The sequence below is a fragment of the Candidatus Roizmanbacteria bacterium genome, from assembly GCA_016699265.1.
In the GTDB taxonomy this organism is placed as follows: Bacteria; Patescibacteriota; Microgenomatia; order UBA1406; family GWC2-37-13; genus CAZLQR01.
Genome location: CP064967.1, coordinates 319,392 through 346,143, shown reverse-complemented (window position 1 = coordinate 346,143; position 26,752 = coordinate 319,392). Strand labels below are relative to the sequence as shown.

Here is a 26,752-nt window from a genome sequence, read left to right as displayed (position 1 = left end):
CTTATATCTAAGGGTACATATATGAATATTACATTCGATGCTATGCGTTCTAAGTTTCGCAATAAGGGATTCAGCCTAATAGAGTTGCTCGTTGTAATTGCGATAATGGGAACCTTAATTACGATTTTACTTCCAAATTTTATAGGAGCGAGACAGAGAGGCCAGGATGCAAGACGTAAAATCGACCTTGAGCAAATTCGATCTGCATTAGAGCAGTACAGAAGCGTGAACGGCTCATACCCAGCTCTCTTGTCAACTCTGACAAGTGGTACTGTATATATAAGTACACTTCCTACAGATCCTCTTAGTGCAAGTGGATATACTTACCAGTACACTCCGCTTCCTGCAGGCTGCACAATAGCTGGACCCACATACTGTACGAACTATACTGTCGGAGCCATCTTAACATCCACTTCCAGTTGTGTAACAACCCCAACCACAACTTGCGGTCCTGCTGCTGCAGTATGTAACTACTGTCTTGGTCCTTTCGGAGCAAAGTAATGTCAAAATTAGAACGTAGAACTTAGAACTTAGAAATATGAATTTTAGAAGAAAAAACAAGCTCTACGCTCTAAGCTCTAATTTTCAAGTAAAGGGTTTTACCCTCATCGAGTTCCTCATTATAATCGGACTTATAGGTATTATGACCGCAGTGTCCATTGCATCATACACATCCTTTTCGGAGTCCTCAAAGCTTAAGAATGAAACACAAAAAATGATGTCAGTATTCTCACTCGCACAGAAAAGAGCAATATCGGGAGATCTAGGTGTGGGATGCACTAACTGTAGTCTCAATAGCTTCACAGTTTCATGGAATAGTACTACACAGCTGTACTCAACTGTCGGCAGTAGAGTTAATGGAGTAAATCCGACCGAAGCATTTGACCAAATCGCATATTCCTTCGATCCTGTAAACAAAAACGTTTCCTTGCTTGATACCGGAAATGTAATCTTTAGTTCCTTAACCGGTGCACCCGATAGCTCAAAAACAATTCGATTAAAGAATATTACGAAAAATGAATGTATGCAGATAGTAATTTCAACAGTTGGACTAATGAGCTCAAGCTCGGTTGTATGTCCTTAAAACTTAGAACTTTTATGAAAATTAAACAAACTGACAAGCTCTACGCTCTGCGCTCTAAGCTGCGAGTAAGGGGCTTTACCCTTATCGAGATCTTAATTTTTACTGCTATCGTATCTGTTTTTTTTGTAGTTGCCGCAGCGGTATCGGCATTTTCTCTTCAGGTGATGCGAACAAATGAAAATAAAATCTATGCAACTCATTATGCGGAAGAAGCTATTGAGTGGCTCCGAAATGAAAAAGAAACTACCGGATGGACTACCTTTTCAACGAGAACTGGTAGCTGGTGCTTGAACAGCACACTTACCAATCTAGCATCCACAACAAATACTGTTTGCCCTGTATCGGGGGCGACTGCATATCAACTGGGGAGCACCGACTTTAATCGACATTTTAATCGGGATGCCGTTCTCACAAGCGTTGCTGGGAACATATCTGCAAACATAATCGTATCTTGGAAAGATGTAGGTGGAAATACGCTATCCGTACCGGTTAATACTATTTTCGCACAAATAGAGTAGCATCTTAGAACTTAATAATAATATGAACGAAAACAATCAAAACAAACTACAAGTTACAAGCTACAAGTTTCGAGCTAAAGGATTCACCCTTATCGAGTTTTTAGTAGTGCTCAGTATCATTGTTTTTGTAGTACCTGCTTTGTTTGGATTAATGTACTCTCTGCTACAACAACAGAGCAGAATCATTGCACTACAGGAGGTCAAGCGACAGGGAGATCTAGTCTTTAATCACATGAAAACAACTATCAAAAACAGCGCAACTGGTACTTATGGAAATAATTTGGCCGCACCAATTGCCATCTGCAATACCTCTCCAACTAGCTCATCTGGAAGCTCTATGTATTTTCTCAGCTCTACCGGTGTTAACGCTTATTTTGGCTACAGTATTAGTGGATCAAACATCGTATACGAGAAAACCTCGGCTGCCGCAGAGCCTCTTACAAACTCAACTGTTACAGTGAGCAATCTTGTTATTGGCTGCACCAAGGACTCTGATTTCTCTCCGGCACTCGTGAATGTTTCGTACATGGTCACTCAACCCAATAACAGCATATCGCTAAACTACAAAATCTTGATTAAGCTTAAAAGACACTAAATTATTAAATCTCAGTTCTTGTAACTCAAAACTCAAGGAAATGCTTTAAAAAGCTACAAAATTCAGGCTACAAGTTACAATAAAATGAATTAGGTTTGACGTGGGATGTATTCATTTGATAGTTTTAATGTATGGCACCACTTCGCAAATCAAAAAGAAAGATAGTTTGCTTCGAGGCACACATACTACAGAGATATTTTGTAGGAAATACTTCCGAAGCTAATATAGTTACAAATATATTTTTAGCGTAGGAGTATGGCCAAAGATTTTTTCGTGTTAGATATCGGAGAGTCCTTAACGAGGGTAGCTGATATCCATGTCTCCGGTGGTAAGTTTGTCGCAGACTCCTTAGGAATGGTGGAGACCGATGAGTTATTTTTTAAAAGTGAAAGCGAAACCTCAGTACAAAAACAAAGTGAGTCTATCAAAAAACTTGTAGAGCAACTGAAAATTAAAAAGAAAACAGTTCATATCATTCTTCCGGATGTTCACACGTTTAGTCGTTTTGTAGAGATGCCGAAACTTAATGAAAAGGAGCTTTTATCAGCGATTAAGTATCAGGCTGATCAGTTCATTCCAATGCCTCTTGAGGATACAAACATTGATATAGAGGTAGTACATGAAGACCTAAAATCTGCCAAACTCACTACGCTCATATCGGCCGCACCTAAAAAACTCGTCAATAAAATCGAGAATATGGTCGAGTTTATTGGTCTAGTCCCTGAGACAATCGAGACCGAGATCAGTGCAATTGCTCGACTCTCCGGTCAACTATTTAAAAAGACCGGACCTCAGACAGATCAAAAGTCATGCGTTTTGCTCATCAATGTTGGGGTCAACTCAACCACTCTATATGGTTTTGATCAGTCAAACGGAATTCTCATCTACAACCATCTTTTCAATGTCGGTTTATCATTATTTGTAAAGGAGATACAGGTAAATCTAAATATCGACTCGAATAAGGCAGCTGAACTACTTAAAGCAATCGGAGTATCGAAAAATGCCAGCTACTCTCTTGATTCTATTTTAGCTGCTGCAGTAAAAGACTTTCTTACAGAGATTCAGAAAGCGATAGCGGTGCTGTCTAGTACCTATGGGCTCAGCCTGAGCGGTATATATTTATTTCAAGACGCTCAAAAATTCTTCGAACTCGACAAGCTCGTCGGAAAGGCTTTTGGAGCGCCTGCATCCTATCTGGATCTTTATCCATACTTTGAGAAAAATAGTATGGTCGATTTCTTTAGATCGCAACTTTCTTATTTCGTCTCAACTATTGGTGGTAACTTAACCTGACGCTTTCCTGACATGAAAAAAACTCGGATAAATCTTCTCACAAGTAAACAGGACTACTATCGTTTGGAAAACTACTTCGCTCTTTCGCAAATTTCTTATCGGTTACTGTTTGGTGCTTTTCTTATAGTTCTTGGCTTAGCCAGTTATAGGATTTTCCAGACAATTCAGATAAATAACCTCAATCAGACAAAAAAATTCTATTGCAGCTAGCCTCACGCCAGACAGACGAAGTAAAGCTTATTAAACTATCAAAAAAACTAAACTCTCTGCACAAATTCATGAAGGATGATGCTAAGTTTATTCCATACTATGAATTACTTCTCACTACATTAAGGTCGAGCAGCCAATCTGCAACCTTACAGGAATTTAATATCGACAAATCTCGAGCAATGAACTTTAAACTCAGGTTTAATAACTTTGACGAGATGGTTAGTGCATTTCAGTTTATTGAGTCAAGGGCTTTTGGCAAGAACTTCGAGAAACTTGACATGATTGACTTCATTGGTAAAGGTGGGGAATTAGCCGGAGTTACATACGAGTTATCATTTGAGGGAGTTTTTAAACCGATAAATGCAGCGCAAAATTAGACCATATCTCCAGTATTTGATCAAGCAAAATCTTGTCTATTTTGTGATATTTACTGCCATGATGCTAATTGGTGCGGTTGTAATTCCTTTTTTTATTTCGTTAATAAATAAGACATCGATCGATCTTGGCAAAGCAAGAGCCGAGACGAGCGCTTTACAGACTAAGCAAAGAGTTCTTCAAGCAGTAATAAACGAAAATGGAAAAGAAATCGATCAGGATCTTGAAATTATTTCAAAATTCATTCCAGACTCTGAAGACTACTTTTCAATGATCTATGCACTCGAAAAACTATCGCTATCATCTGGATTTATCATAAATAACTACACCGTCAACCTTACCAAATCGGACAGCAACAAACTATCATTAACGGTAACAGGAGTGGGGGACACGAACTCATTTTTAGAGCTTCTAAAAACCTATAATTATGCCGGAGGAAGACTCATCACAGCAGAAAAAATAGGAATTGATCCCCTTCAGCAAAGCGGCGTAAATCTTGACCTCAATTTTTATAATGAAAAGCCGACTATCGATCCTGATGAGAATCTTGACTTTCAGGCCTCAATAGATGAACTCGATGATCTTCGAGCAAAAGTTAGATTCGCAATTGTAAGTGACCCGTCTGCGCAACCTGCGGTATCATCAGACTATCCCACAAAGACCTCACTGTTCTAAGTTCTAAGTTCTAAGTTCTAAATTCTAAGTTCTGATTTCTAAATTCTTAGTTCTTAAATAAATACTGATGAAGATGTTTTATGGGGATTATACGAAGTTGATTCTAGTCTTTCCCTTAAGAAGCTTTGCAAAACCATCTGAAAGTTCTGCACCTTGTCCTTGCCAGTAAGCGAGTTTTTCCTTTTTAATCTGCACAGCAGGAGTTGTGGTCTGATGAGGATCGTATGTGCCAATCGCCTCAATATATGCGCTGTTTCTTGGCTTTCTTTTATCAACAACCACAATTCTGTAAGTGGCGTGACCTTTTTTTCCAAGACGCATGAGTCTAACTGTTGCTGCCATGCCACATTATACTACAGTTTAGGAAGTTTGGAAAGTTTAAAGTTATAAAGTTAATTCGAGGGTTAGAAACCTGTCAACTAGTCTACCGACCAACTATTTAACAAACCCTCTAAACCTTAAGCCTTCTCAACTCGTAACTTTTCTAAGGCTTTTGTTGCTGCCCGCTCTTCTGATTCTTTTTTTGACTTCCCCGTTCCGACTCCAACTTCCTTGTCTCGAACAGAGACCGAGACAGTAAAGGTTCTGTCGTGCTCTGGTCCCTCCTCTTTTAGAGTTTTATAAAGAGGCGTCTGTTTATATTTGGCCTGTACAACTTCCTGAAGCTTACTTTTCGCTGCAAAATATTCCTTCTTGTCTACGATTCTTTCAAGCTGATCTCCAAAAAGGTATGCCTCGACAAAGTCATAGGCAGTATCAAAACCTTGATCGATGAAGATTGCTGCAATAAGGGCTTCGAAACAATCTGCGAGAATGTTGGTATTCTCTCTCCCTTGTCCGGCCTCCTCACCCCTTGAAAGAAAGAGGTATTTGCCCAACTCAAGTTTACGACTCGCATCTGCTAAGCTACCTGTCTTTACGATTGCCGACTTAATTTCGGTGTAATCTCCTTCGTGTAGAGCGGGGTAGTGCGAATAAAGATACATCGAGGTAATTAGAGAGAGCACGCTGTCACCTAGAAACTCCAGCTTCTCATTAGAGGGTAGCGGGTGGGACTTATGTTCGTTCAGATACGACCTATGAATAAACGCATTCTCCAGAAGTTTCTTATTTTTAAACGAAACGCCGATTTGTTTTTCTAATAGGTTTAGATTGTGCATAAATTAATTTTCCTTAATGTTTTTAAGTACCGCTCCTAGAACTCCGTTTACAAAAGAGTAGGACTTATCGTTTCCAAACTCACGAGCTAAGGTGACCGCCTCGTCGATAATCACCTTCGGAGGATTTTTTTTCTCGACTATCAGCTCGTAAATAGCCAATCTTAGTACTGCCAAGTCTACCTTTGCCAATTTATCGAGTGGGTAGCGTGTTGCATTTTTTCTAATCGCCTCATCGATTTTCTGCAAATTATCCTGAATGTCTCTGACCTCAGGATCAACATGAGTGCTTTCAAAGCCTAGTACAAACAGTTTCTGAAGAAGCTCAGATCTTTTTTCATGACGTTTATCCATTTTTGGTTTACGAGTTTGGAAGGTCTTAAGGTTTAGAAGGTTGGTTTTAAAGTTGGAAGGTTAACTGGTTAACCGGTTAACTTAGAAACTCTCAAACAAACTTACTAACTTTATAAACTTTTTAACTTTATAACAGTTATTTACCACAGTACTTGCACATGAGATGTGGAAGCTTAGGTTTTCCACATTGGGCACACGCAACGAGATTACTTAGTTTGACAACTCGCTCACTCATCCTTCTACCTTTGCGCGCCTGTGAATGTTTTCTTTTTGGTAATGGCGCCATGGTTAATTATATCATATTTAATCCACTTGACATAACTTTCTGCATTCACTAAATTGATAGTATTAGTAATTTTCATAAAGTAGGGGAACAAATTATTTAATTATGAGAAAGTTTATCAAGAAAGGGTTTACCCTCGTCGAACTGTTAATAGTTATCGCCATCATAGGTATTTTGGCTGTTGCAATACTTATCTCCCTTGATCCTATTGAGCAAACCAATAGAGCAAGCGATGTCAAGCTTATAACGGCCTCTGGTGAAATTAAGAACGCAATAAGCCGGTACTACGCCGGAAAGCTTTATTACCCGTGGTGCACAGACCAAGCATGCGCAACCTTAAGAGCGGGTTGTGTAGTAGCTGGAAATGCTAGTGTGTTCGCAACGGCAGGTACCTGTGGAGCAAGTGTTTTGGCAGAGTTACAAACAGCGGGTGAACTTTCATCGGCTTTTGTACCCGATGCAAAACTTATATTTGATCTCGATGCCGGTACTGCAGTAGGCACATTCCACATGGCCTATAATCCGTACTCAAAGAATGAGAGATCAAAATATACAACAACGCTTGGTACAAGTGGTATATATACAACGAATGTCTGTACGACATTGGGTACGGCAGCAACCTGTCCGTCCTCAAGTGCAACGTGTCATTACTGTGTGTTTTGACCAAACTGGAACCTTAGTTTGTTAGTTAAAAAACCGGCTTGAAAAAGCCGGTTTTTTTAAGTACTGTAATAATATCGTATGAAACAAAGTAGCTACTTCAATCTGTTTACCCTCCTAGCTCCGGCGACGCACTATAAACAGAGAATAGAGATGAACGAGGGAGGAAATAGAGTAAAAAAAGGGTTTACCTTAATAGAGTTGTTAATCGTTCTGTCGATTATAGGAATATTGGCGGTAACAGGAATCAATTCCTATTTAGCTTCTTTACAGAGAAGCAAAGATGCTCGAAGAAAGGTAGATATTGGATCCATCCAGAAAGCACTGGAATCATACTACTACGACTATAATCAATACCCAGCGTCTACTGCATCCACTGATCTTTGCGCTGACGCTGCCCATTGTTATCTTAAAACTATTCCCGTTGATCCAGGAGGTGGAATTTACTACTACCTGAGAGGAAATATCAGCGGAACAAATCAATCCTTTCAACTATATTCAAAGTTGGATAGATCTGACGATACTGGTATAGGCTCTAATCAGGCTGGATACTCAGCTAACTGTGGTGGTACCTGTAAGTATGGAGTATCGAGCACAAATACTACGCCATAAACAACCAGTGGTCGATTCCTGCCTCTGATCCTTTTTTGCCTGCATATCCCCCTTCTTAGATCTGTAATTCTTTGGTGTCAACCTCTTGCCTAAGCACTACCCGCACTACTAATTTTTATAATATAAATTACTGCTTGAAAGAAGTGCGACCTAGCTTTGCTAACAGTAAAGTACTAAATATCATTCTCCGTCGGTCTAAAGCGTTAATACCCAGTTTATATACGGGTGCTTAAATATAGCTAATTGAATTATATTTAAAAATTGGCTTGCATAAGCCGGTTTTATTTTGTACTTTGAATATATGAACTGGGTTAAAGGTATTACGCTAATTGAACTTCTTATAGTGATATCTATTCTCGGGATAATGTCTGTTTCAGGTGTAGGCCTCTACAAAGCCTCTCTTGAAAGAAGTAAAGATGCTCGAAGAAAGGCGGATATTGGGACCATCCAAAAAGCACTCGAGCTCTACTATAACGACTATGGACAATACCCAGCGTCTACTGCATCCAGTGATCTTTGCGCAGATGTCAATCATTGTTTTTTAAAAAATACTCCCACTGATCCGGGTGCAGCTGTCTACTACTACCTAAGAGGGAATGTCAGCGGTACAAATCAATCCTATCAACTATATTCAAAGTTGGAAAGATCTGATGATAATGGTGTAGGCTCTAACCAAGCTGGATACTCAGCTAACTGTGGTGGTACCTGTAAGTATGGGGTATCAAGCGCAAATACTGCTCCTTGATCAGTTCTTAATTTTTTTCAAAAAATCCTTCGCTATAGTATAGTCTGATTTTAGATCTATGGCTCGTTGTGCGCTGATTATAGCGCGCACTCTGTACTGTTGTTTTATGATTTTATCTTCTGAGTCATCTGCAAGAATCGAGTAAAAAACAGCTTCAGTGTAGGCTAACTTTGGTTCGGTCGGAGCCAATATAGCGGCGCTCTGAATATTTGAAATACCCATCTCAATATATTGACGCTCTAACATGACTTGATAAAACAAGAGATTATTTTTAGCTGCAGTCTTCAAATACTGAATGTTTTTCGGAGAGGACCTTCGTGATTTTTGATTCGATTGAATTGAGTTTGTAATAAACTTTGTTACCAGATCCTTTTCTCCTTGAGATGATGCAATCAGGGCTAGATTTGCCTCTAGATACGAAAGTTTATCTAAATAGACAGGGTCAGGTCGTAAAAGAGTTGCGGTTGTAACCAACTGTGAAGCTTTAATGTAATCACCACTTGCCTCATAAAGGAGTCCCTGAGCATACTGCGTGTCTGCTACAAAGAATGTTATTAGCCACACGAGACTAAACAAGTACGCTACTACCGCTAACCCGATCTCAATCTTTTGCGAAGGATGAATGTTATCTTCCTTAAAATCGAAATAGTCCTTAGTAGATGAATGGCTTAAAGCAACGAAGGCAGGAATAATAAAGAAAAATAGATTAATCGTTGTCGTAGAAAATCCAAAAAAATTAGTTATGAGAATTGTGACGTAAGAACATAGTAGTGAAAGATACAGCAACCTGTCAAACTTTCCCGATTTGGAATCGGGATCCTCGATTCTGAGGAATCGGGACAAATTATAGAGAACAACCACTACTAAAATTAGGTAGCTTAGTAGCCCCACAAAACCCGTAGTAGCGAAATAATTAAGGTACTCATTATGAGCCTTGTTGTATACATAGTCCCACTCTGACGTCGTATTATGTTCGATTGGTCGAGTGAAGTAGTAACTTAATCCAAATGTCTCTGGGCCGGTTCCCAAAAGAGGGTATCGAAACCCTAGATCGATAGCGCCTTTCCATACAATTTTTCGAATATCCAACGACTCAGTAACCTCAGAGGACAAAGGCCTATTTGAAGATTTACTATTTATTATTTCTAATTTATTTGATGATTCATTATTGATTATTGGAAATCTAATTAGATTGTCTATTTTGTCTATACCGGTTTTAAAGATGACTATGGAAAGTAAAAATAAGAGACCAAGTCCTATCAGTTTATTTTTTTCTTTAAAGAAAATGTCCTTTTGTTTTAGCAAAACAATAATTAGAGCGTACAACAAAGAGCCTACTCCAACAGCCAAAAGTGCCGATCGAGATTTGGTTGAGAGAAGACATATGAAGGTAAGAAGAAGATACGAATAGCTCAGATACCATCTTTTAAAATGCTTTGTAACCAAAAAGTAGAGCCCAATGAAAAAATGAATGGCGAGATATGCCCCCAGCCAGTTTGGTTGACCCAATGTCGAAAACATTCGTTCAGCTGGTCTAAACTGATCAGTCCAGCAACTATTGCTAAACTGACCGGTAAATAGCAAACATGAGAAATCGTGGCCGAACTTGCCAGATAGTCCCCATAACATAACAATCACTGATGAGATCGTGGACATCATTAGAATCTTGAGAATATCTTTCTTTACAAAGAAAAATCCCAGACCATAAAATAGAACGCTATAAGAGAGTAGAGATAGAAAACCTCCATTGAAACGACCATAGTATCCAAAAATAGAGACGTGTTGATCGATCGAGAACAAGGTCGATAGTAACATTACCCCGATAAATACTAAACCAATTATGTCGAAGGCTGATCTGCGAATAAATATTTTTCTGGCGCGTACCATTGCAATCGCCAAAATCAAAGAAATGCTAACAGAAGAGAAATAGATGTAGTTCATCTTATTTAACTCAAACAGTTCGGAGGTGTCCTTAAGAACAATAAGTGGAGTCAATAAAAACAAGCTATAATAGATGAGTCGTCCTATTTTTTTCAACATACATGCATTTTATACAAAATTTAAAAAAAGTGCGCATCCCAATGTTCTCTTCGTTGAATGTGGCGATCGATCTTGGTACTACAAACATAAGAATTGGAATACGGGACAAAGGAATTACACTAGATGAGCCGACTGTGGTAGGCAGAAACCAAAAGACAAATGAATACGTTTTTTTTGGAAATGAGGCAAAGAGTATTATGGGAAAGGTCCCAGATTTTATAAAAATAGAGCGCCCGATAGTAAACTCGATTATATCTAGCTTCGACGGAACAGTGGCGCTGCTTGAAAAAGAACTTCAACGGTCGGTCATGCCGTATTTAAGCGCATACCCGTTTCTCAAACCAGGACTTCACATGCATGCTGCTGTACCATCTACTGCAACAGAAATAGAGCAGAAGGCAGTTGAGGAAGTACTACAGAAATGTGGAGCATCGGAGGTCTCTATTTATGAAAAGGCTGTGGTAACTGGCATAGGCTGTGGCTTTAATATATTTGTTCATCAGCCTATATGTATTATTGATATGGGTGGTGGACTAATTGAAATCTCGATCTTAAGTGGCGGTGGAGTAGTCCTGCAAAAAACGCTTAAGACTGCAGGCGAGCATATGAATAAAATTATCTACAACTACCTTTATCTAAAGCATGGAATTATGATCGGCGAGAACTCCTGTGAAGATCTGAAGATTGAACTATCCAACTTTGGATCTGAGGACAAAACTATGTTGGTAAGGGGTAAGTCTCTTGAGACGGGTTTACCAAAATCGGTAAAGGTGAGATCTTCCGATGTGAAGGAGGCTCTTCTTACTTCTTTTAATCACATCATGGATTCTATGAAAGAGGTCGTGGAGCTTGCACCACCTGAGATAGTTGACGAACTGTATAAAAATGGGGTGATTTTAACAGGAGGTCTTGCACAGATAGCAGGACTAGATGAATTTTTTTCTGCAGAGCTCAACCTACCGGTAAAGGTTTCCGAACAAAAACAGCACGCAACCATAAATGGAATTCTAAAGGTGAGTAGACGATCAGAACAAGTGCATAAACTCCGCATTCAACTCCCTTAACTGAAGGTTTTAAAGTTACGAAAGTTTAAAAGCTGAAAAGGTTTGTTTGTAGGTTCAACTAGTCAATCAGTTTACTGGTAAACTTACAAACTTATAAACAAACTTTCCGACCTGCAACCTTCCAAACCTTAAAACTCTATATGTGGCGTTGACTTTCGAGCTGTTGTTGACTAAAATAGAGATTCTTCTTTACATTGTTGCGTTGTACATTAACATACAGGTGTTACATTCATTTTTTTGCGTACTGCGCATGCACGCATGTACGTAATACAGATTTTTTAGATTGATAATCGGGTTTTGATCTCCGACGTAGTCGGGGTGATACTCCAGTATCTTCACATGGTTGGTATTGGAGAGGAAGTTCAAGCTTTTTTTAAGAGTTTGATCCTAGCTCAGGATGAACACTAGCGGCGTGCCTGAGATATGCAAGTCGAATGTCTTTTTCTCCGCAAGGAGAGAAGGTAATGGCGGACGGCTGAGTAACACGTGGGGACCTGCCCTAAAGTAGGGAATAGCTCACCGAAAGGTGGGGTAATACTCTATATCCAGTTTACTGGAAAGAGCTTAACTGCTCGCTTAAGGATGGACCTGCGTCCTATCAGATAGTTGGTGAGGTAAAGGCTTACCAAGTCTATGACGGGTAGCTGGCCTGAGAAGGTGGTCAGCCAGAGGAGCACTGAGATACGGGCTCCACTCCTACGGGAGGCAGCAATCAGGAATAGTCGGCAATGGGCGAAAGCCTGACCGCGCGACGTCGCGTGTAGGATGAAGCATTAACGTGTGTAAACTACTGTGGTAAGAGAAGAAATCACCCTTTGGGTGACTGACGGTATCTTACTAGAAAGAGGCCGCTAACTGCGTGCCAGAAGCGTCGGTAAGACGTGGGCCTCAAGTGTTATCCGGTGTTATTGGGCGTAAAGAGTCGTGTAGGTGGTCTAGTAAGTTCTTACTTAAAGACCGGGGCTCAACCTCGGGAAAAGTAAGAATACTGCTGGACTAGAATATCCTCAAGGGAGATTGGAACTGAACGAGTAGCAGTGAAATGCGTTGATACGTTCAGGAACATCAGTGGCGAAGGCGAATCTCTGGGAGGATATTGACACTGAGACACGAAAGCTAGGGGAGCGAAGCAGATTAGAGACCTGCGTAGTCCTAGCCCTAAACCATGCTTGCTGGCTGCATTGGCTCCAATTTATTGGAGACGGTGTGGCGAAGCTAACGCGTTAAGCAAGCCGCCTGGGGAGTACGGTCGCAAGGCTGAAACTCAAAGGAATTGGCGGGGAGGCACACAATCAGTGGAACATGTGGTTCAATTCGAAACAAACCGAACAACCTCACCAAGATTTGACATGCTCATGACGACTTTTAGAAACATTAGTCTTTTCGCAAGAAACTAGAGCACAGGTGCTGCATGGCTGTCGTCAGCTCGTTCCGTGAGGAGTACCCTTAAGTGGGACAACGAGCGCAACCCCCGTCCCGAGTTATATTTGTCTCGGGAGACTGCTCGTCCTTTGGACGGGAGGAAGGAGGGGCAGACGTCAAGTCAGCATGGTCCTTATATCTTGGGCTACACACATGTTACAATGGACAAAGCAGAGGGTCTTGCCACCTGGTAACAGGGAGCTAATCCATAAACTTGTCCTCAGTGGGGATTGGGGTCTGCAACTCGACCTCATGAACGCGGAATTGATAGTAATCGCGAATCAGTCATGTCGCGGTGAATACGTTCTTGCCTCTTGCACACACCGCCCGTCAAGCCAACAAAGTTGGGATAGTCTGAACTCTGCCTTAGGCAGAGGAGGATTTTCTCGGCGATGGGGGTTAAGTCGTAACAAGGTATCCGTTCTGGAAGGAGCGGATGGATCACCTCCTTTCTTTTTTTTAACCATATTTTGTTAAAAATTGGTTTCATCCTGACCCGATTAACAATCTAAAATCCTTTAAGCATCGGCCAAACACCTGTATTTTATAATCTGATTCAGCTATGTCATCTCAAGAACGATCAAAACCTCCATATTCTTATTCAGTAGGAATTCTTGCCGAGCCATTTCGCAATATGTACACAAGATGCCATGAAAGAACCGAGTTGCTCACAATAAAAAAAGCACTTAAAGAATCGACATTGCCAATTAGTGAGGGTTTCGTCGTCGGGACATTTCTTGATAGTATGCGGGTGAGGCCAACCACACACATTCACGCGGTAAGTGCGTTTCTATCTGAGATATCTCGTCAAATGATTGTTGATGAAATTGAGATTACGCTTCATAGATGGGTAGGGTTAGGTAATCCCGAAGGTGCGCGACATTTATTCGATGCTGCAAACGAGAGAGATATTTTAGATCTAAGAAGAGCTCTTTCTGACACTGATCTTTCAAGAGAATATGAAGGTGAAGAATTCATTTTGCAACAGCCAGAATCAATATTAAGACAGATTGCCGAACGAGAATTACTGCGAGCTAAGATTCGAGAACGAGTGAATCCTTCCTCACTCCAGACAAGAGTTTAGTCACTCACCTTAGATAAAGGAGGCCGTAGATCAAGAGCATAATTCCACATAGTGAAACAAATATTGCGAAAGTTTGATACAGAATATAGATAGCATGATTATCAAGATTGGTAAACCCAAAATCATTCGGCCTATACTTTCTATCTCCAAATTGTTGCATAATCCAGTAGAACATTTCTCCAAGAAACCTCACAAACATATATGCACCGGTCAACAAAACGCCCATTCTCAACGAAAAAGCATATGATATCGTGATAAGAACTACGAGCGGAAACAATAAGACCTGATCTCCTTTTATGAATATCGTAAGGAATTTGAGAAGGTGATTAGGAGTGGAAAAAAACCATCCATTGGTTATTTTCTTTCTCATTTAGTTTATTCCAAATATCTTGCCAAAAGTTGACAGTACTACAACGCTGGTAATGAAGAATCCAACCACATACAATGTTATTTTCATCGGCTGTGAAAGAGCATACTTTCCCATAAGATCTTTATCACTTCCAAACTTAGCTAAGAAGAAGAATATAAGAGGTAACATGGCTCCATTCAAGAAATCTACATAAAGTGTGATATCAAATAGATTTACCTGTGGGAAAAGTGTAATAATAAGGGCGATTCCAATTTGTAGTATAAAGAAAAGATAAAATAATCTTCCTTTTCGAAAGTCCGTATCAAGACTTCCCTCAAATCCAAATAGTTCAGCGAAAACGTATGCAGTAGCTAGGGGAATAATCGTTAAACCGAGTAGAGATGCACCAAACAAGCCTGCGCTGAAGAGTATAAAAGCGCCTTCACCAGCAAGTGGTTTAAGTGCGAGCGCTGCTGAAGCTGCGTTTGATACGACTATATGGTTGTTAAAAAGCGTCTGCGTCACGGCAACCGCAATAAGGTATGAAATTACATTCGTTAAAAATGCTCCGAAATATATCTCATATTTCTCGTACTTCATTTGCTCAATAGAGAGCTTCTTATCGTTAATATAGCTAGAGACAAAGAACTGACCCCATGCAGTAATTGTTGTACCAAGCACAGCGATAATCGAGAACCAAAAATTGAGTCCTAATGTAATTTTTTCTGGAACAACCGTTTCTTGAAATAATGATACCCAGTCTGGTTTTGTCAACCAAGCAACCGCAACATATGAAAGATAGAAAAATATTAGTATGAGGAATATTCTCTGCAAGCTTTTATAGCTGAACCGCACAACAGTGGTGACTAGTACTGTGCAGGTTAGAATAAGAGGGAGCTGCCATGGAATATTTAGTAGTCGAATTGAGGCTTTCAAGCCGCTGATATTCTGAAGCACTACCCCTTGATTAACAACAAAATAAAATAGAAAGACAACGGCAGCAATTCGTATTCCATATTGCTCTCTAATTAGATCAGCAAGCCCTTTGCGAGTTACAACGGCTATCCGTGCTCCAATCTCCTGCGTAAACCCTAGTACGAATGTAGTGGGGATCACTAAGAACTGAGAAGCAATTCCGAACATTGAGGCAGTCACTGTATATGTAGCGATTCCTCCCGCGTCATTGTCGGCAATTGCAGTAATCAACCCCGGACCAAGAACAACAAAGAATATACCAAATCTTCGAGTCCATCTGTAAAAAAAAGATTTCATATTTTATTAATTAGCTCACTAACATCGTCTAGCTTAACCAAACCTATCATTTGACGGTTTTTATCAACTACTGGTAATACGTAGTACTTATACTTCAAGAGTTTCCTCCAAACAACGCTCACAGGGGTAGACAAAGATGCGACCTCGATCTGAGGCCGCATAAATTTGTATGCTGGCGATTCTGGATTCTGAAGAATAACCGATCTTAGACTCGAAACTCCTACTAGCTGCTTTTCTGTGTTTAAAAAATAGACATAAAGAATCTCTCCAAAATCAGACCCGACATCCTTCACTAACTTAATTACTTCCTTGGCAGTAGAGTTTGAGTCAACTGACAAAAACTCAGTAGATACGATGTCACCGACAGGACTTACGGAAATGGATAGAAGATGCTTAATTTGTTTTCTAATTGGCTCATTCAATAGTTCAAGCATTTCCTCGTGTTTCTTCTTAGGTAAAGCAACGAGAATGTCCGCTGCCTCTTCCGGCTCCATGTGGCTCATGAATCGAGCAGCTTCTTTCAACTCCGTACGCTTAAAGAACTCTACTTGATAGTTTAGGTTCAGATTATTTAGAACTTCTCCTGCATGCTCGAGTGTAAAGGTGCGAAGAACGTGGCCGATATTGTCCATATTTGTCTGCTCAAGATAGTCTGCCAAATCTTCTGGTCTAATCTTTTGAAGTTTAAGCTGCTCGGTCTTAATCTTCACATGTCCACGGCTCAGCTCAAGAGTCTGGATATCTCCCCACGACAAAAACTGCGAGCGCAGCTTTATTCCATACTGATTAAAAATTTTATTCGCAAGATCCTCTAGACCAAACCATCTGAGAAACCCTATGAGTCCAATGTCTACGCCTGCTATATAAAGATATGGTTGGTTTTGAATCGCAACGTCATTTACACGAACCATCTTGTCTCCTGAGATATCAATGATCTGTGAGTCGAGTAAGTTCTTACTCAGATAGAGTTCATTTTCCTCAAGCTCTTTGGCATGGTAATTTTTTTTAAGCGTTATAGAGCCATTGATCTTTACAACATCCGCAATGTCAACAATTGTCTTGGGATCAAGTTTTGTCTTTACTACGGCCTTAGCGATTTCAGCCGTTTCCGACAACTTAAAGATGAGATCAACGAGCTTGCCTACATAGACGTTGTCCTCTGTAACGACTTTACGATTAAGAAGTTCTGAAAAATAGAGCATAAGACCATTATAAGCTCAAATAATAAAAATCAAACATCAAAATTTGATATAATAAGGATTCTTTTAGCGGGCATGTGGCTCAGTGGTAGAGCGTCGTCCTGATAAGACGAAGGTCAATAGTTCGATTCTATTCATGCCCACCGAGTCAAACTCGGTTTTCTCAATGGACGCTTAGCTCAATGGCTAGAGCATCGCGTTTACATCGCGAGGGTTGGGGGTTCGAGTCCCTTAGCGTCCACCAAAAATGATAAAAAAACAAGCACTGTTAAATTATCTTCAAAACGATCTGTACGTGCGAGTTCAACGCTCCGATATACATGGTGTAGGTCTTTTTGCTATACGAAACATACCCAAAGGGGTAAATCCTTTTCATTCATCTCATGTTGAGAAGTATATTGAGTTTAATACAAGGGAACTCGAACATCTCCCCGATGAAGTAAAGAAAATGATTCACGACTACTGTGCCGAGTATGATGATAAAGTCTGGATTCCCGAGTACGGATTTAACCCAACGGATATATTACGTTTTATAAATCATTCCGATAATCATAATGTCGAAACTATAGATGAGGGAACAACATTCCTCACAACCCGCGATATTAAAAAAGGTGAGGAACTCGTATCAAACTACTCACACTATGATGAAGATTTCGCAGAAAAATTTTAAAATATTATGTTTTTAATACCAGAGTCCTACTACTCTATAAAGTCTACCCAGCATAAGGGTAGAGGAGTCTTTGCTGAACATGATATTTCGGCAGGAACCGTCATTGGCGACTATCTGGGCACCATTATTCCAACAAAAGACGCAATTCAGACCGAACACATGGGTACCTATTACATGGAACTCACAAAGACCCACTCAGCGATAGCTCAAAAAGATGGTGAGGGCATTCATCTCATCAATCATTGTTGCACTCACAATGTTGGCGTTGAGGATTATGAAGGACATGCAATTTTTTTTGCATTACGAAAAATTTTTCACGGTGAGGAACTGACGGTAAACTATAACTATGGTCCACCCAATGAAACAACCTGTAATCCGTGCAGACATACCTGTCACTGTGAATCGCAGTTTTGTAAAGGGTCCATGCACTCAGCTGGAGACAAAGACTCTTTAATTACTCATGAATATTCCAAACACTCTCAGATGTTTGAGGAGGAGATAGCGGCCCTTGAAGGTAAAATGCTACCTGCTTTGCTCAGCTACCCAAATGAGATACCGGATGATTCTTTTTTCGATCTCTTTGGATATCCTCTAGCAGAACCAATAACTAGAACCGACATTGAGATCCCACCACTGGAAGAATTAAGAAAAATAATTAGGAACTCTGGACTTGCGATACATTTCCAAAAATTCCGACTGCATATCTACGGAATACGAGACGATACAATAATCGCAAGGCGAACATGAATTCTTCTTTGAAACTATACGTGTTTGGTGAAGATGAATCGTTCAACCTTATCGAAGTAGTGATGCTTCCATGAATGATCTTCCTGTAAACAATCAACGACCTTAAATCTATTATTAATTGCATCCTTAAGTTCCTCATAGACCATAAAATTACCTATTCCATTGAATCGTTTTGCATCACAAACTCCTAGAAATTGGTAGTAAGTATCATTACAGGTAATCACCATATCAACCGCCGCAATATGATTTTGGATTTTCGCCACTATAAATTTAACCTCATACGATCCTGTGTTCTTGACCAGCTGACGAAAAGTTTTTACGTATTCCTCTTCTTCAAAAACGCTCTTTACTTCTTCTGTCCTAAATCGTTTTTTATTCATCTCTATAAGAGTTTCAAGTAGCTGAAGTTGTTCGACCTTATTACGATCCACAATCTCCAATCGTACTCCGTAATTTCTCATACGCTGACAGTCCGCATTCAGTCTATGACGATCCTTTTTCTTATACTCTTTGAGAAGCGACTCGATAGAACTTAGTCCATCGATATTTTTATAAAAATTAGGATCTACATCTGGTTCTACATCTCCAAATATTTTTATCCTATCCAAAGGCTGATCATCGCGCAGTGACCAAAGCTTAATTGGAGTTGGCATCGTGGCCATAAAAAAATCTACGAGATGTTCATCATTTACAAAAAATGTGTTTCCTTCTACCCACCATCCTCCAAAAAACTCAAACCGCCTGTCTACTTGGTTGTACCAAAGAGGAAGCACGCCCAAAGCTTTTTTACCCTCATAAATGGTATAAAAATGTGGCTTATGCTCAAAACCTTGATAGAAAGAATATCTTACATCCCACTGCTCAAAAATGGTCTCCTTCGGTGAAAATTTATCCCACAGCGAATAGCATGTCTCCATGTCGGAATGAACCTTAAGCGTAAGACGGGGAATCAACTTCGACAAACCGTTCTTATAGAAATGCTTGTTAGCAGAGATGTCAGGAATGAGGTGAGTAAAGGGAATTGCTTGAGTTTTGTTTAGAGTATTGATGTTAATGGCTGATGCTTTCATTTGTCCCGATCACAGTTTCTTTAGGTGTGTAAAAATGTGTGAAAATTGATAAAAAAATAAGCTCAAATAAATATGAGTTTTATTTGTATAGAAACCATATTGATTAATAACAATTCATTTGTCAAGAGGCAATGTAAAAGAGTTTTGAATTAGCCCGCTATATAGCTCTATAAAATAAGCTGTTTTTAGTAAAAAATGATAGTTATAATAACAATATGAAGAAAAAAATTACTCACTTTTTTTTGGCAACTTACAATATCCTTTTATTTCTTAGTCATTTCTTCTCAGTTTCCTTTCTCCTGAAATCACTTTTCGAACCTTGGAAAAACGTCGTTGAAGATGAAGGTCCGAATGCATCGATGAAAACATGGTACGATACCCAGATTTTTAATGTCATATCTCGTACGCTCGGATTCGTGTTGAGAAGTTCGCTTCTTATAGCTTACTTGGTTACCACTTTGCTTTATGCGCTCTTTCTCCCCATTGCAACGCTGTTTTTTTTCCTCATTCTTCCTTTTACACAACTCATAGCATTAATTCCGCCATCTGAGGAGACTTTAAAACAATCATTTCATGACGACTTTATGAAAAAACACGCCAACCAATCAAACGCTCCAGACGTAGAGCAATGGTTTAGTTTTTACTACGATCATTATTTGCTCAAAAAACAATGGTGGTCTCTTAAAAACTTGATGACTATTTCTCCTCTTGGGCATGACTGGTCATCGGGATTTACGAACCACCTTAACTATTATGGAACGGATATCGGAATGGATGATGTCAATTCCGTAATTATTGGCAGAGAAGAGGAGTTGAAAAATCTAGCAAATACAATATCAAAGACCGAAAATGCGAACGTTATTCTAATCGGAGAAACTGGGGTGGGAAAACAGACGATTATTAATTCTCTCGCTCATAGTTCCTACAATGGCATGCTCACAGAAACACTTAATTACAGGCGATTTGTAGAACTCGACATAGAGAAAATTCTAGCAGAGTATACAGATCATGATCAACGACAGAAATTCTTTGAGGAACTGCTTGCTGAATCAGACAAAGCAAAAAACATCATTCTTGTCATAAATGATATTGACCGCTATGTTTCAACATCTGAAGGATCTACGAATCTCTTGTCGTCAATAGAAAAATTCGCGGTAAGTTCTAATGTTCACTGTATAGCAACCACAGAACCGCATGAATATGAACAGACAATTCGTCCGCTGACGCAGTTTAGCGAACTATTCACCGCAATTGAGGTTAATGAACCTAGTCAAAATGAACTGCACTTGATAGTCGCACAACAGGCTCTTAAATTAGAATCTAAATTCAAGGTTGTAATTCCATATCAGACCATTAGCGATTGCGTAGTGAAAAGTGAGTACTACGTTTCCGATTTACCATTCCCTGAAAAGGCTCTTCGCCTCCTTGAGGATGCCTGCATCATAGCCCAGGAGCTCGGCGAAAAGGTGGTTTTAAAAGCTCAATTAGAACGTGCTATCACCCATGAAACTCATGCCCCAACCAACATCGACGATTCGATGAAAGTAAAGCTTCTTGACCTCGAGCAGTTGCTCCAAAAACAAATTCTCAATCAAAACACCGCAATGACTCAACTCGCTTCAGCACTAAGAAGAGCATTTGTAATGCTTGGGAAGCGGAAGAAACCGCTTGCAACTCTATTATTTGTAGGACCAACCGGTACCGGAAAAACCGCTACCGCCAAAGCGCTTACAAAGATTTTATTTGCTCAGGAAAATGACTCGGCCGAAAAGCTACTACGATTTGATATGTCACTGTATCAATCGCTTACCGACATTCCACAACTACTTGGAACGTCTGATGGGAAAGTTCAGGGTTTACTCACCGAATCTGTACAAGAACACCCTTATGCGACACTACTATTAGACGAACTCGAGAAGGCACATCACGATCTGCTCAATATTTTCTTAACCATTTTTGATGAAGGGTACTATATGAATGGATCTGGACGGAGAATCGACTGTAAACATCTCATTATAATAGCGACTACGAATGTAGAACGAATTGATGATGTTTTTTCACCCGAATTCATAAACCGCTTCGACGGTATAGTTCCATTTCATTCATTGGACTCAATAAATATTCTTTCGATTGCGCGCTTAATTTCGGACGAAATTATCAACAATTACATTCAGCTACATAATATACATATTAATATCTCCGATGATTTCTTAAAGCAGATAGTAACGGATCACTATGACGAGAGATATGGAGCAAGAGATGTTCAACGTCTTATATCCGCAGCTATCGAGGATACTATAGCGAAAAAAATTCTTGAAAATGAAATAAAATCAGGTGATAATGTGACCTTATAATGTATGAAAGGCAAATTTATTGTTATCGAAGGTGTTGACGGGTCAGGCAAGGAAACTCAGGCAAAACTTCTTGTAAAACATCTTGAAAACATAGGGACACCCGTGATGTACCTCGATTTTCCTCAATATGACGGCTTCTATGGCCAGATAATAGCGAAGTATCTCCGTGGCGAATTTGGACAAATTGCTCAGATTTCACCGTATCTTGTTTCGATTGTTTACGCTCTCGATCGATCAACAGTAAGAGAAAAAATTCAATCATTTATTAAAGAAGGGGGAGTGGTGATTGCAAATCGCTACGTACCGTCAAACATGGCACATCAAGCCGCAAACATCGCAGATCCTACCAAAAGAGCCGAGTTTATATCGTGGATTTCCCAACTCGAGTACGACCAACTCAAACTTCCCCATGAGGACATCGTCATCTACCTCGATCTTCCATGGGAAATCGGTATGAAAAAATCTGATGAAAAGCTCGAGAAGGGACGGGGACACCACTATCTCCAAGGTAAGGCAGATATTCATGAGGAAAGCTCACATCACCGAAAACAGACCGCACAGGTATATCGACAATTTAAGGAGACCTTTAATCATTGGCACTTACTTTAAACTGCACCAATGTGACCGGTGATCAACGATCTATAGAGGATATTCAAAAAGAAATTATACTCACTGCTTGCGCTTTGAATGAATGGATAATGTTTAGATTATTCTGAAAATCTACGTCCATATTACAATTTGACATTGAAATGCTATAATCCATATAATCTAACTATGGATAAGAAACTTGCAGGACTTATTTCATTTTTCTTTTTCAACATTCTTTGTCTTTATCTCGGTCTTAGTCTTTGGCAAACCACTGAGTAGATTTACGAGAGCAGCGGAGGACTACCAACCTTCTGCTGAGAAAAGCCTTATCTTTGCATGGCCTCTCAACTCAAGGTGAACAATCCGATGTGGTGAAGGTTGACGTTTTCGTGAGAAGCGAGTCCGGAAAACCCATTCCAACAAGAGAAGTCCTCATGAATACAACTTGGGAACAATCACCCTAAGATCGCTTTTCGGACAAAAATGGAAAGGCGACCTTCTCACTCACCTCTCAGAATCCAGGCACAACGGAGGTCTCTGCCGTCATCGATAATACCGTTCAAGTTTCTCAAAGAGTTACGGTTAAAGTTCGACTAAGACATGAAAATTACAAAAGCCGTTATCCCCGCTGCTGGGTTTGGAACTCGTTTTCTTCCACAGACAAAAGCGATGCCTAAGGAAATGCTTCCGATCGTTGATAAACCGGTCATTCAGTATGTTGTTGAGGAAGTAGTTCAGTCCGGAGTTGAGAATGTCATTATCGTGACTGGAGCAAACAAACGAGCAATCGAGGACCATTTCGACATTCCGAACGAAGATCTTACAAAAATCTTATTCAAGGAAACAAAGAACATCTCCTTGAGGAGGTCAAGAAAATCTCAGATATGGCTAACTTTATCTATGTTCGCCAAAAGGGTCCTTACGGAAATGGAACCCCTGTTCTCGCCGCTGAACCAGTCAATCGAGAATGAACCGTTTGCGGTTCTTTGGGGAGACGAGTTTATCTATGCTACCCCAAGACTCGCCCAGATGATTCCTGTCTTATGAAAAATATGGTGGAATCGTCATTTCCGGTGTAAAAATCGAGAAAAAGGAAGATCTTAAGAGATATGGAATTGCTGACCTCGAGGCGGTTTCTGGAGAAAAGAATGTTTATAAAATTAAAGCGATTGTCGAAAACCCGGAGCCCGATGAAGCGCCTTCAAACATAGCTACTCATGGTTGCTACATCCTTCCTCCTGAGATATTTTCTGCACTCAAAAGACTCAAACCAGGAAAAGGCGGGGAAATCTGGCTGACCGATGCCATCAATTTACTCAAGGACGAAGGAGTGCCTGTCTACGCAGTCGAGGTTGAGAACGGAAAGTACTACGATACGGGAAATAAACTTGAGTATATGAAAACTTCTGTAGAGCTCGCGCTTGAGCATCCTGAGGTCGGCCCTGAGCTTCGCGCATATCTTAAGGAACTCCTCCTCAAGCAGTAATGCAATCTACATAGTTGCATATTAGCTATAAATTTTGATATAATCACAGGATGTCAACAGCCGCAAATGATTTAAAACTGGTCGAAACATTGTTCGAAGCCGAGCTTCACCTTGGCCACAAAAAGAACAGACTACATCCTCGTGCTCGTAAGTATGTGTACCGCATCGATAATGGCGTATCTATTATTGACCTTACACAGACCGTACCACAACTTCAGAAAGCGAGAGAGTTCATTAAAAAATTAAAGGAAGAGAATAAAGTTCTTCTTGTTGTTGCAACAAAAAAAGTTGCGAACCAAGTAGTAGCTGATTTCTGCCGAGAGCACTCCATTTCCTTTATTACGGCCAAATGGCTTCCAGGACTTTTGACAAACTTTGAAACACTTGCAAAAAACATAAAAAAACTGAATGATCTGAAGGTCGCGGAAGCTCAGGGAGACTGGGGAAAGCTTGCGAAACATGAAATTGTAAAGCTCAAAAAGCGAGTCGCGAAGCTTGAAAAATTCTATGGGGGTATAAGCACCTTAGCAAAGCACCCTGATGCTCTCTTCATCATCGATAGTAAAAAAGAAAACAATGCAGTGGTTGAGGCAGCAAAATCTAAGATTCCCGTTGTTGCAATCACCGACACCAACACCGATCCTGATACCGTAACCTATCCGGTCGTTGCAAATGATGACTCACCAAAATCCATTGAGTTTTTGATGAATGATCTTTTAGCTCCATACTTGAAGAGCTAATTTCGTTATACTGAATACTGCCATGCCATCTGCCGATATTAAAAAACTAAAACAACTCCGAGATGAGACCGAGGTTTCATTTTCTTTAATTAAAAAGGCTCTTGAAGAGACCGACAATGATATCGCAAAAGCCAAAAAGAAGTTGCAGGACTGGGGAGCCGAAAAGGTAACGAAGGTTGCCGGACGCTCAACCTCTCAATGTGGAATCTACAGTTACATTCACCACGATGGCAAAACTGCTGGTTTAGTTGAACTCCTATGCGAGACTGACTTCGTCTCGGGAAATAGCGACTTCAAGTCTTTTGGTCGAGAAATTGCGATGCAGGTTGCTTCATTCAACCCAAAAAATGCGGAAGAACTCCTTAAACAAGAGTACATTCGCGACTCCTCAAAAACCATAGAAGACCTTCTCAAGGAAGCGGTACTTAAGTTTGGTGAAAACATCAAGATCTCCCGAATTCTACGCTGGAAACTGAACGACTGATCGTTATAATGTGATATGGACATTGTCACACAGTTCAAGCAATCAGCTCAAAAGACGATCCTCGCACTCAAAGAAGACCTGAAATCTATTCGTACAGGTCGCGCAACTCCTGCTCTTGTTGAAAATCTTCAGATCACCACCTACAACGGAACCACAACGCTTAAACTGAAAGAGATTGCAGGCATCACAACTGAAGGTTCGCAGACACTCGTCATCACACCCTACGATGCCTCAACGGTTGGAGACATAGAAAAGGGGATTCTTACATCAGCTATGGGACTTACACCCGCATCTCAAGGCTCAAGAATTCTGGTGAGAATTCCTCCTCTTTCTCAGGAGCAAAGAGAAAAATTCATTAAAATCGCTGGACAGATGGTTGAAGAGAAGCGAGTTGCGGTACGCGGTCTACGCGATGAAAATAGACGTAAGGTGAAGACACAATTTGAACAAAAAACAATCACCGAGGATGCAAAATTTAGATTGGAAAAAGAGATAGACTCCGCATCGACAGAGATTATGGAAGAAATCGATTCGGTAAAAGACTCAAAGGAAAAGGAAATTAGAGAAGTATAAATCGCATTCATGTATATTGTCGTCTTTATCATCATCCTCGCTGTTTTAGTTCTTATTCATGAACTAGGGCATTTTCTTGCCGCCAAAAAAAATGGGATACGGGTAGAGGAGTTTGGCTTTGGGTTTCCACCGCGAATCTGGGGAATTAAAAAGGGAGACACGCTCTACAGCATTAATCTTCTTCCCATTGGTGGCTTCGTGAAATTATTTGGAGAGGAATACCACGAAGAAAATGCCAAACATCGATCCAAAGTCGACGCAGACAAAGCGTTCATTAATAAAACGCCTGCGCAAAAAGCATTTGTAATCATTGCCGGAGTGTTGGGTAACTTCCTTCTCGCATGGATCCTTATTTCCTACTTATTTACTCAGGGCGTTCCAACTCCCACAAACAAGGTCCTCGTTGATAAAACACTGAAAAACTCTCCCGCTGAACAGGCGCACCTACAGCCAGGAGACCAGCTTACTCGCATCACCGTTGGTTCCAAAATGTTTACGCTTGCCTCGACCGCTGATCTTACCAACTACAGTAAGAAATTTGCCGTCAACGAGTTATTTTTACCGTCAAATCACAGGGCAAAAGAAAAGAATATCATGATCATTCCTCGTCTTTCTCCACCAGCAAGGTGAAGGTCCATTAGGACTACTCATCACCTCCTATGAGGAGAAGAAATACAACTGGTATCAAGCGCCGTTTTATGGACTTATTCACTCATTCACCATCACCAAAACAATCGTGAATAGAGTTGGGAAGACCGCTTTTAACTTTTTCACCATGAAAAAAAAATGTTGATGTTGCAGGACCAATCGGTATTGCTCAGTATACTGGTCAAGCGATTAAGTTTGGACAGAATGCAGTTCTTAGAATTAATGGCGCTCCTGAACTTAGCTGTAATCTTCCGTTTCCAACTCTTGATACTGCCGTTCCCATTCTCACTGGGTAACTGCGAGGAAGACTTGGAGTTCGTTAACATTCGGAATGAACTCTTTTGTTTCTGGCAGCAAACGACGTGTTAATAAAAATGTCGAGAAGTTATATCAAAATTTTT

At 40.2% G+C, this 26,752-nt stretch carries 31 protein-coding genes, 2 tRNA genes and 1 rRNA gene; 25 read left to right on the top strand and 9 right to left on the bottom strand.

Features of this window, described 5'->3' with window-relative positions; all coding sequences use genetic code 11:
- Positions 1–21 precede the first annotated feature (21 nt).
- From IPH70_02015 to IPH70_01985, 7 genes are all read left to right on the top strand, one after another.
- Positions 22–501 carry a type II secretion system protein gene (locus tag IPH70_02015; GenBank protein ID QQR64276.1) on the top strand — a complete coding sequence of 160 codons (480 nt, stop codon included), beginning with the start codon at positions 22–24 and terminating at the stop codon, positions 499–501.
- Between the two features lie 37 nt (positions 502–538).
- The gene (locus IPH70_02010; protein ID QQR64275.1) at positions 539–1,084 is read left to right on the top strand and encodes a hypothetical protein; all 546 of its coding nucleotides are present in this window, start codon (positions 539–541) and stop codon (positions 1,082–1,084) included.
- 14 nt (positions 1,085–1,098) lie between these two features.
- Positions 1,099–1,602, top strand: a complete 504-nt coding sequence (locus tag IPH70_02005; GenBank protein QQR64274.1) for a type II secretion system protein — start codon at positions 1,099–1,101, stop codon at positions 1,600–1,602.
- 22 nt (positions 1,603–1,624) lie between these two features.
- Positions 1,625–2,197, top strand: a complete 573-nt coding sequence (locus IPH70_02000) for a type II secretion system protein (GenBank protein ID QQR64273.1) — start codon at positions 1,625–1,627, stop codon at positions 2,195–2,197.
- A gap of 255 nt (positions 2,198–2,452) precedes the next feature.
- Entirely contained in the window at positions 2,453–3,490 is a 1,038-nt protein-coding gene (gene pilM / locus IPH70_01995; protein QQR64272.1) for a pilus assembly protein PilM, read from the top strand.
- Positions 3,491–3,768: 278 nt separating this feature from the next.
- A complete protein-coding gene (locus IPH70_01990) occupies positions 3,769–4,077 on the top strand; it encodes a hypothetical protein (protein ID QQR64271.1) in 309 nt (102 codons plus the stop codon).
- Positions 4,061–4,750: a hypothetical protein gene (locus IPH70_01985; GenBank protein ID QQR64270.1), complete on the top strand. Its 690-nt coding sequence runs from the start codon at positions 4,061–4,063 to the stop codon at positions 4,748–4,750. Before IPH70_01990 ends, IPH70_01985 begins: the two co-directional genes overlap by 17 nt.
- Positions 4,751–4,837: 87 nt before the next feature.
- Here IPH70_01985 and rpsP read toward each other — a convergent pair whose 3' ends face one another.
- From rpsP to rpmF, 4 genes are all read right to left on the bottom strand, one after another.
- Entirely contained in the window at positions 4,838–5,092 is a 255-nt protein-coding gene (gene rpsP, locus IPH70_01980; GenBank protein ID QQR64269.1) for a 30S ribosomal protein S16, read from the bottom strand.
- A gap of 116 nt (positions 5,093–5,208) precedes the next feature.
- The gene (gene rnc, locus IPH70_01975; GenBank protein QQR64268.1) at positions 5,209–5,910 is read right to left on the bottom strand and encodes a ribonuclease III; all 702 of its coding nucleotides are present in this window, start codon (positions 5,908–5,910) and stop codon (positions 5,209–5,211) included.
- A 3-nt stretch (positions 5,911–5,913) separates the two neighbouring features.
- Positions 5,914–6,261, bottom strand: a complete 348-nt coding sequence (gene nusB, locus IPH70_01970) for a transcription antitermination factor NusB (GenBank protein ID QQR64267.1) — start codon at positions 6,259–6,261, stop codon at positions 5,914–5,916.
- A 136-nt stretch (positions 6,262–6,397) separates the two neighbouring features.
- A complete protein-coding gene (gene rpmF, locus IPH70_01965; GenBank protein ID QQR64266.1) occupies positions 6,398–6,547 on the bottom strand; it encodes a 50S ribosomal protein L32 in 150 nt (49 codons plus the stop codon).
- Between the two features lie 102 nt (positions 6,548–6,649).
- On the opposite strand from rpmF, the gene IPH70_01960 reads away from it, so the two are divergent.
- From IPH70_01960 to IPH70_01950, 3 genes are all read left to right on the top strand, one after another.
- Positions 6,650–7,207, top strand: a complete 558-nt coding sequence (locus IPH70_01960) for a type II secretion system protein (GenBank protein QQR64265.1) — start codon at positions 6,650–6,652, stop codon at positions 7,205–7,207.
- Between the two features lie 78 nt (positions 7,208–7,285).
- Positions 7,286–7,816, top strand: a complete 531-nt coding sequence (locus IPH70_01955; GenBank protein QQR64264.1) for a prepilin-type N-terminal cleavage/methylation domain-containing protein — start codon at positions 7,286–7,288, stop codon at positions 7,814–7,816.
- Positions 7,817–8,117: 301 nt separating this feature from the next.
- Positions 8,118–8,561, top strand: a complete 444-nt coding sequence (locus tag IPH70_01950; GenBank protein ID QQR64410.1) for a type II secretion system protein GspG — start codon at positions 8,118–8,120, stop codon at positions 8,559–8,561.
- On the opposite strand, the gene IPH70_01945 is transcribed toward IPH70_01950, so the two are convergent.
- Positions 8,562–10,601, bottom strand: a complete 2,040-nt coding sequence (locus IPH70_01945) for an O-antigen ligase family protein (GenBank protein ID QQR64263.1) — start codon at positions 10,599–10,601, stop codon at positions 8,562–8,564.
- A gap of 41 nt (positions 10,602–10,642) precedes the next feature.
- On the opposite strand from IPH70_01945, the gene IPH70_01940 reads away from it, so the two are divergent.
- From IPH70_01940 to IPH70_01930, 3 genes are all read left to right on the top strand, one after another.
- The gene (locus tag IPH70_01940) at positions 10,643–11,665 is read left to right on the top strand and encodes a rod shape-determining protein (protein QQR64262.1); all 1,023 of its coding nucleotides are present in this window, start codon (positions 10,643–10,645) and stop codon (positions 11,663–11,665) included.
- Between the two features lie 369 nt (positions 11,666–12,034).
- Positions 12,035–13,539, top strand: a 16S ribosomal RNA gene (locus IPH70_01935).
- 110 nt (positions 13,540–13,649) lie between these two features.
- On the top strand, positions 13,650–14,171 hold the full coding sequence (locus IPH70_01930) for a hypothetical protein (protein ID QQR64261.1): 522 nt from the start codon (positions 13,650–13,652) through the stop codon (positions 14,169–14,171).
- Positions 14,172–14,175: 4 nt separating this feature from the next.
- Here IPH70_01930 and IPH70_01925 read toward each other — a convergent pair whose 3' ends face one another.
- The 3 genes from IPH70_01925 to IPH70_01915 are packed head-to-tail and all read right to left on the bottom strand — an operon-like array spanning position 14,176 to position 16,994.
- On the bottom strand, positions 14,176–14,541 hold the full coding sequence (locus IPH70_01925; GenBank protein QQR64260.1) for a hypothetical protein: 366 nt from the start codon (positions 14,539–14,541) through the stop codon (positions 14,176–14,178).
- Positions 14,542–15,792: a divalent metal cation transporter gene (locus IPH70_01920; GenBank protein ID QQR64259.1), complete on the bottom strand. Its 1,251-nt coding sequence runs from the start codon at positions 15,790–15,792 to the stop codon at positions 14,542–14,544.
- A complete protein-coding gene (locus tag IPH70_01915; protein QQR64258.1) occupies positions 15,789–16,994 on the bottom strand; it encodes a magnesium transporter in 1,206 nt (401 codons plus the stop codon). The genes IPH70_01920 and IPH70_01915 overlap by 4 nt, the downstream gene beginning before the upstream one ends.
- A gap of 68 nt (positions 16,995–17,062) precedes the next feature.
- On the opposite strand from IPH70_01915, the gene IPH70_01910 reads away from it, so the two are divergent.
- The 4 genes from IPH70_01910 (at position 17,063) to IPH70_01895 (ending at position 18,408) form a co-directional block, all read left to right on the top strand.
- Positions 17,063–17,134, top strand: a tRNA-Ile gene (locus IPH70_01910).
- A 25-nt stretch (positions 17,135–17,159) separates the two neighbouring features.
- Positions 17,160–17,235 (top strand) — tRNA-Val (locus tag IPH70_01905).
- Between the two features lie 3 nt (positions 17,236–17,238).
- Complete coding sequence (locus IPH70_01900; protein QQR64257.1) at positions 17,239–17,661, top strand: SET domain-containing protein; 423 nt, start codon at positions 17,239–17,241, stop codon at positions 17,659–17,661.
- A gap of 6 nt (positions 17,662–17,667) precedes the next feature.
- Positions 17,668–18,408 (top strand): SET domain-containing protein, encoded by a 741-nt coding sequence (locus IPH70_01895; GenBank protein QQR64256.1) that lies wholly within the window; start codon positions 17,668–17,670, stop codon positions 18,406–18,408.
- A gap of 14 nt (positions 18,409–18,422) precedes the next feature.
- Here the strand turns inward: IPH70_01895 and IPH70_01890 are convergent, their stop codons facing one another.
- Complete coding sequence (locus IPH70_01890) at positions 18,423–19,478, bottom strand: GNAT family N-acetyltransferase (protein QQR64255.1); 1,056 nt, start codon at positions 19,476–19,478, stop codon at positions 18,423–18,425.
- A 215-nt stretch (positions 19,479–19,693) separates the two neighbouring features.
- Here IPH70_01890 and IPH70_01885 point away from each other — a divergent pair, with 215 nt between their 5' ends.
- The 8 genes from IPH70_01885 to IPH70_01850 all read left to right on the top strand — a co-directional run bounded on the left by IPH70_01885 (position 19,694) and on the right by IPH70_01850 (position 26,333).
- A complete protein-coding gene (locus IPH70_01885; protein QQR64254.1) occupies positions 19,694–21,832 on the top strand; it encodes an ATP-dependent Clp protease ATP-binding subunit in 2,139 nt (712 codons plus the stop codon).
- Between the two features lie 3 nt (positions 21,833–21,835).
- The gene (locus IPH70_01880; GenBank protein ID QQR64253.1) at positions 21,836–22,441 is read left to right on the top strand and encodes a deoxynucleoside kinase; all 606 of its coding nucleotides are present in this window, start codon (positions 21,836–21,838) and stop codon (positions 22,439–22,441) included.
- 579 nt (positions 22,442–23,020) lie between these two features.
- On the top strand, positions 23,021–23,467 hold the full coding sequence (locus tag IPH70_01875) for an NTP transferase domain-containing protein (GenBank protein QQR64252.1): 447 nt from the start codon (positions 23,021–23,023) through the stop codon (positions 23,465–23,467).
- On the top strand, positions 23,457–23,906 hold the full coding sequence (locus IPH70_01870; protein QQR64409.1) for a hypothetical protein: 450 nt from the start codon (positions 23,457–23,459) through the stop codon (positions 23,904–23,906). Before IPH70_01875 ends, IPH70_01870 begins: the two co-directional genes overlap by 11 nt.
- Before the next feature lie 50 nt (positions 23,907–23,956).
- Positions 23,957–24,646 carry a 30S ribosomal protein S2 gene (gene rpsB, locus IPH70_01865; protein QQR64251.1) on the top strand — a complete coding sequence of 230 codons (690 nt, stop codon included), beginning with the start codon at positions 23,957–23,959 and terminating at the stop codon, positions 24,644–24,646.
- Positions 24,647–24,668: 22 nt separating this feature from the next.
- A complete protein-coding gene (locus IPH70_01860; GenBank protein QQR64250.1) occupies positions 24,669–25,130 on the top strand; it encodes an elongation factor Ts in 462 nt (153 codons plus the stop codon).
- Positions 25,131–25,145: 15 nt separating this feature from the next.
- Positions 25,146–25,703 (top strand): ribosome recycling factor, encoded by a 558-nt coding sequence (frr, locus tag IPH70_01855; GenBank protein ID QQR64249.1) that lies wholly within the window; start codon positions 25,146–25,148, stop codon positions 25,701–25,703.
- Between the two features lie 9 nt (positions 25,704–25,712).
- On the top strand, positions 25,713–26,333 hold the full coding sequence (locus tag IPH70_01850) for a site-2 protease family protein (protein ID QQR64248.1): 621 nt from the start codon (positions 25,713–25,715) through the stop codon (positions 26,331–26,333).
- The last annotated feature ends 419 nt before the right edge of the window (positions 26,334–26,752 follow it).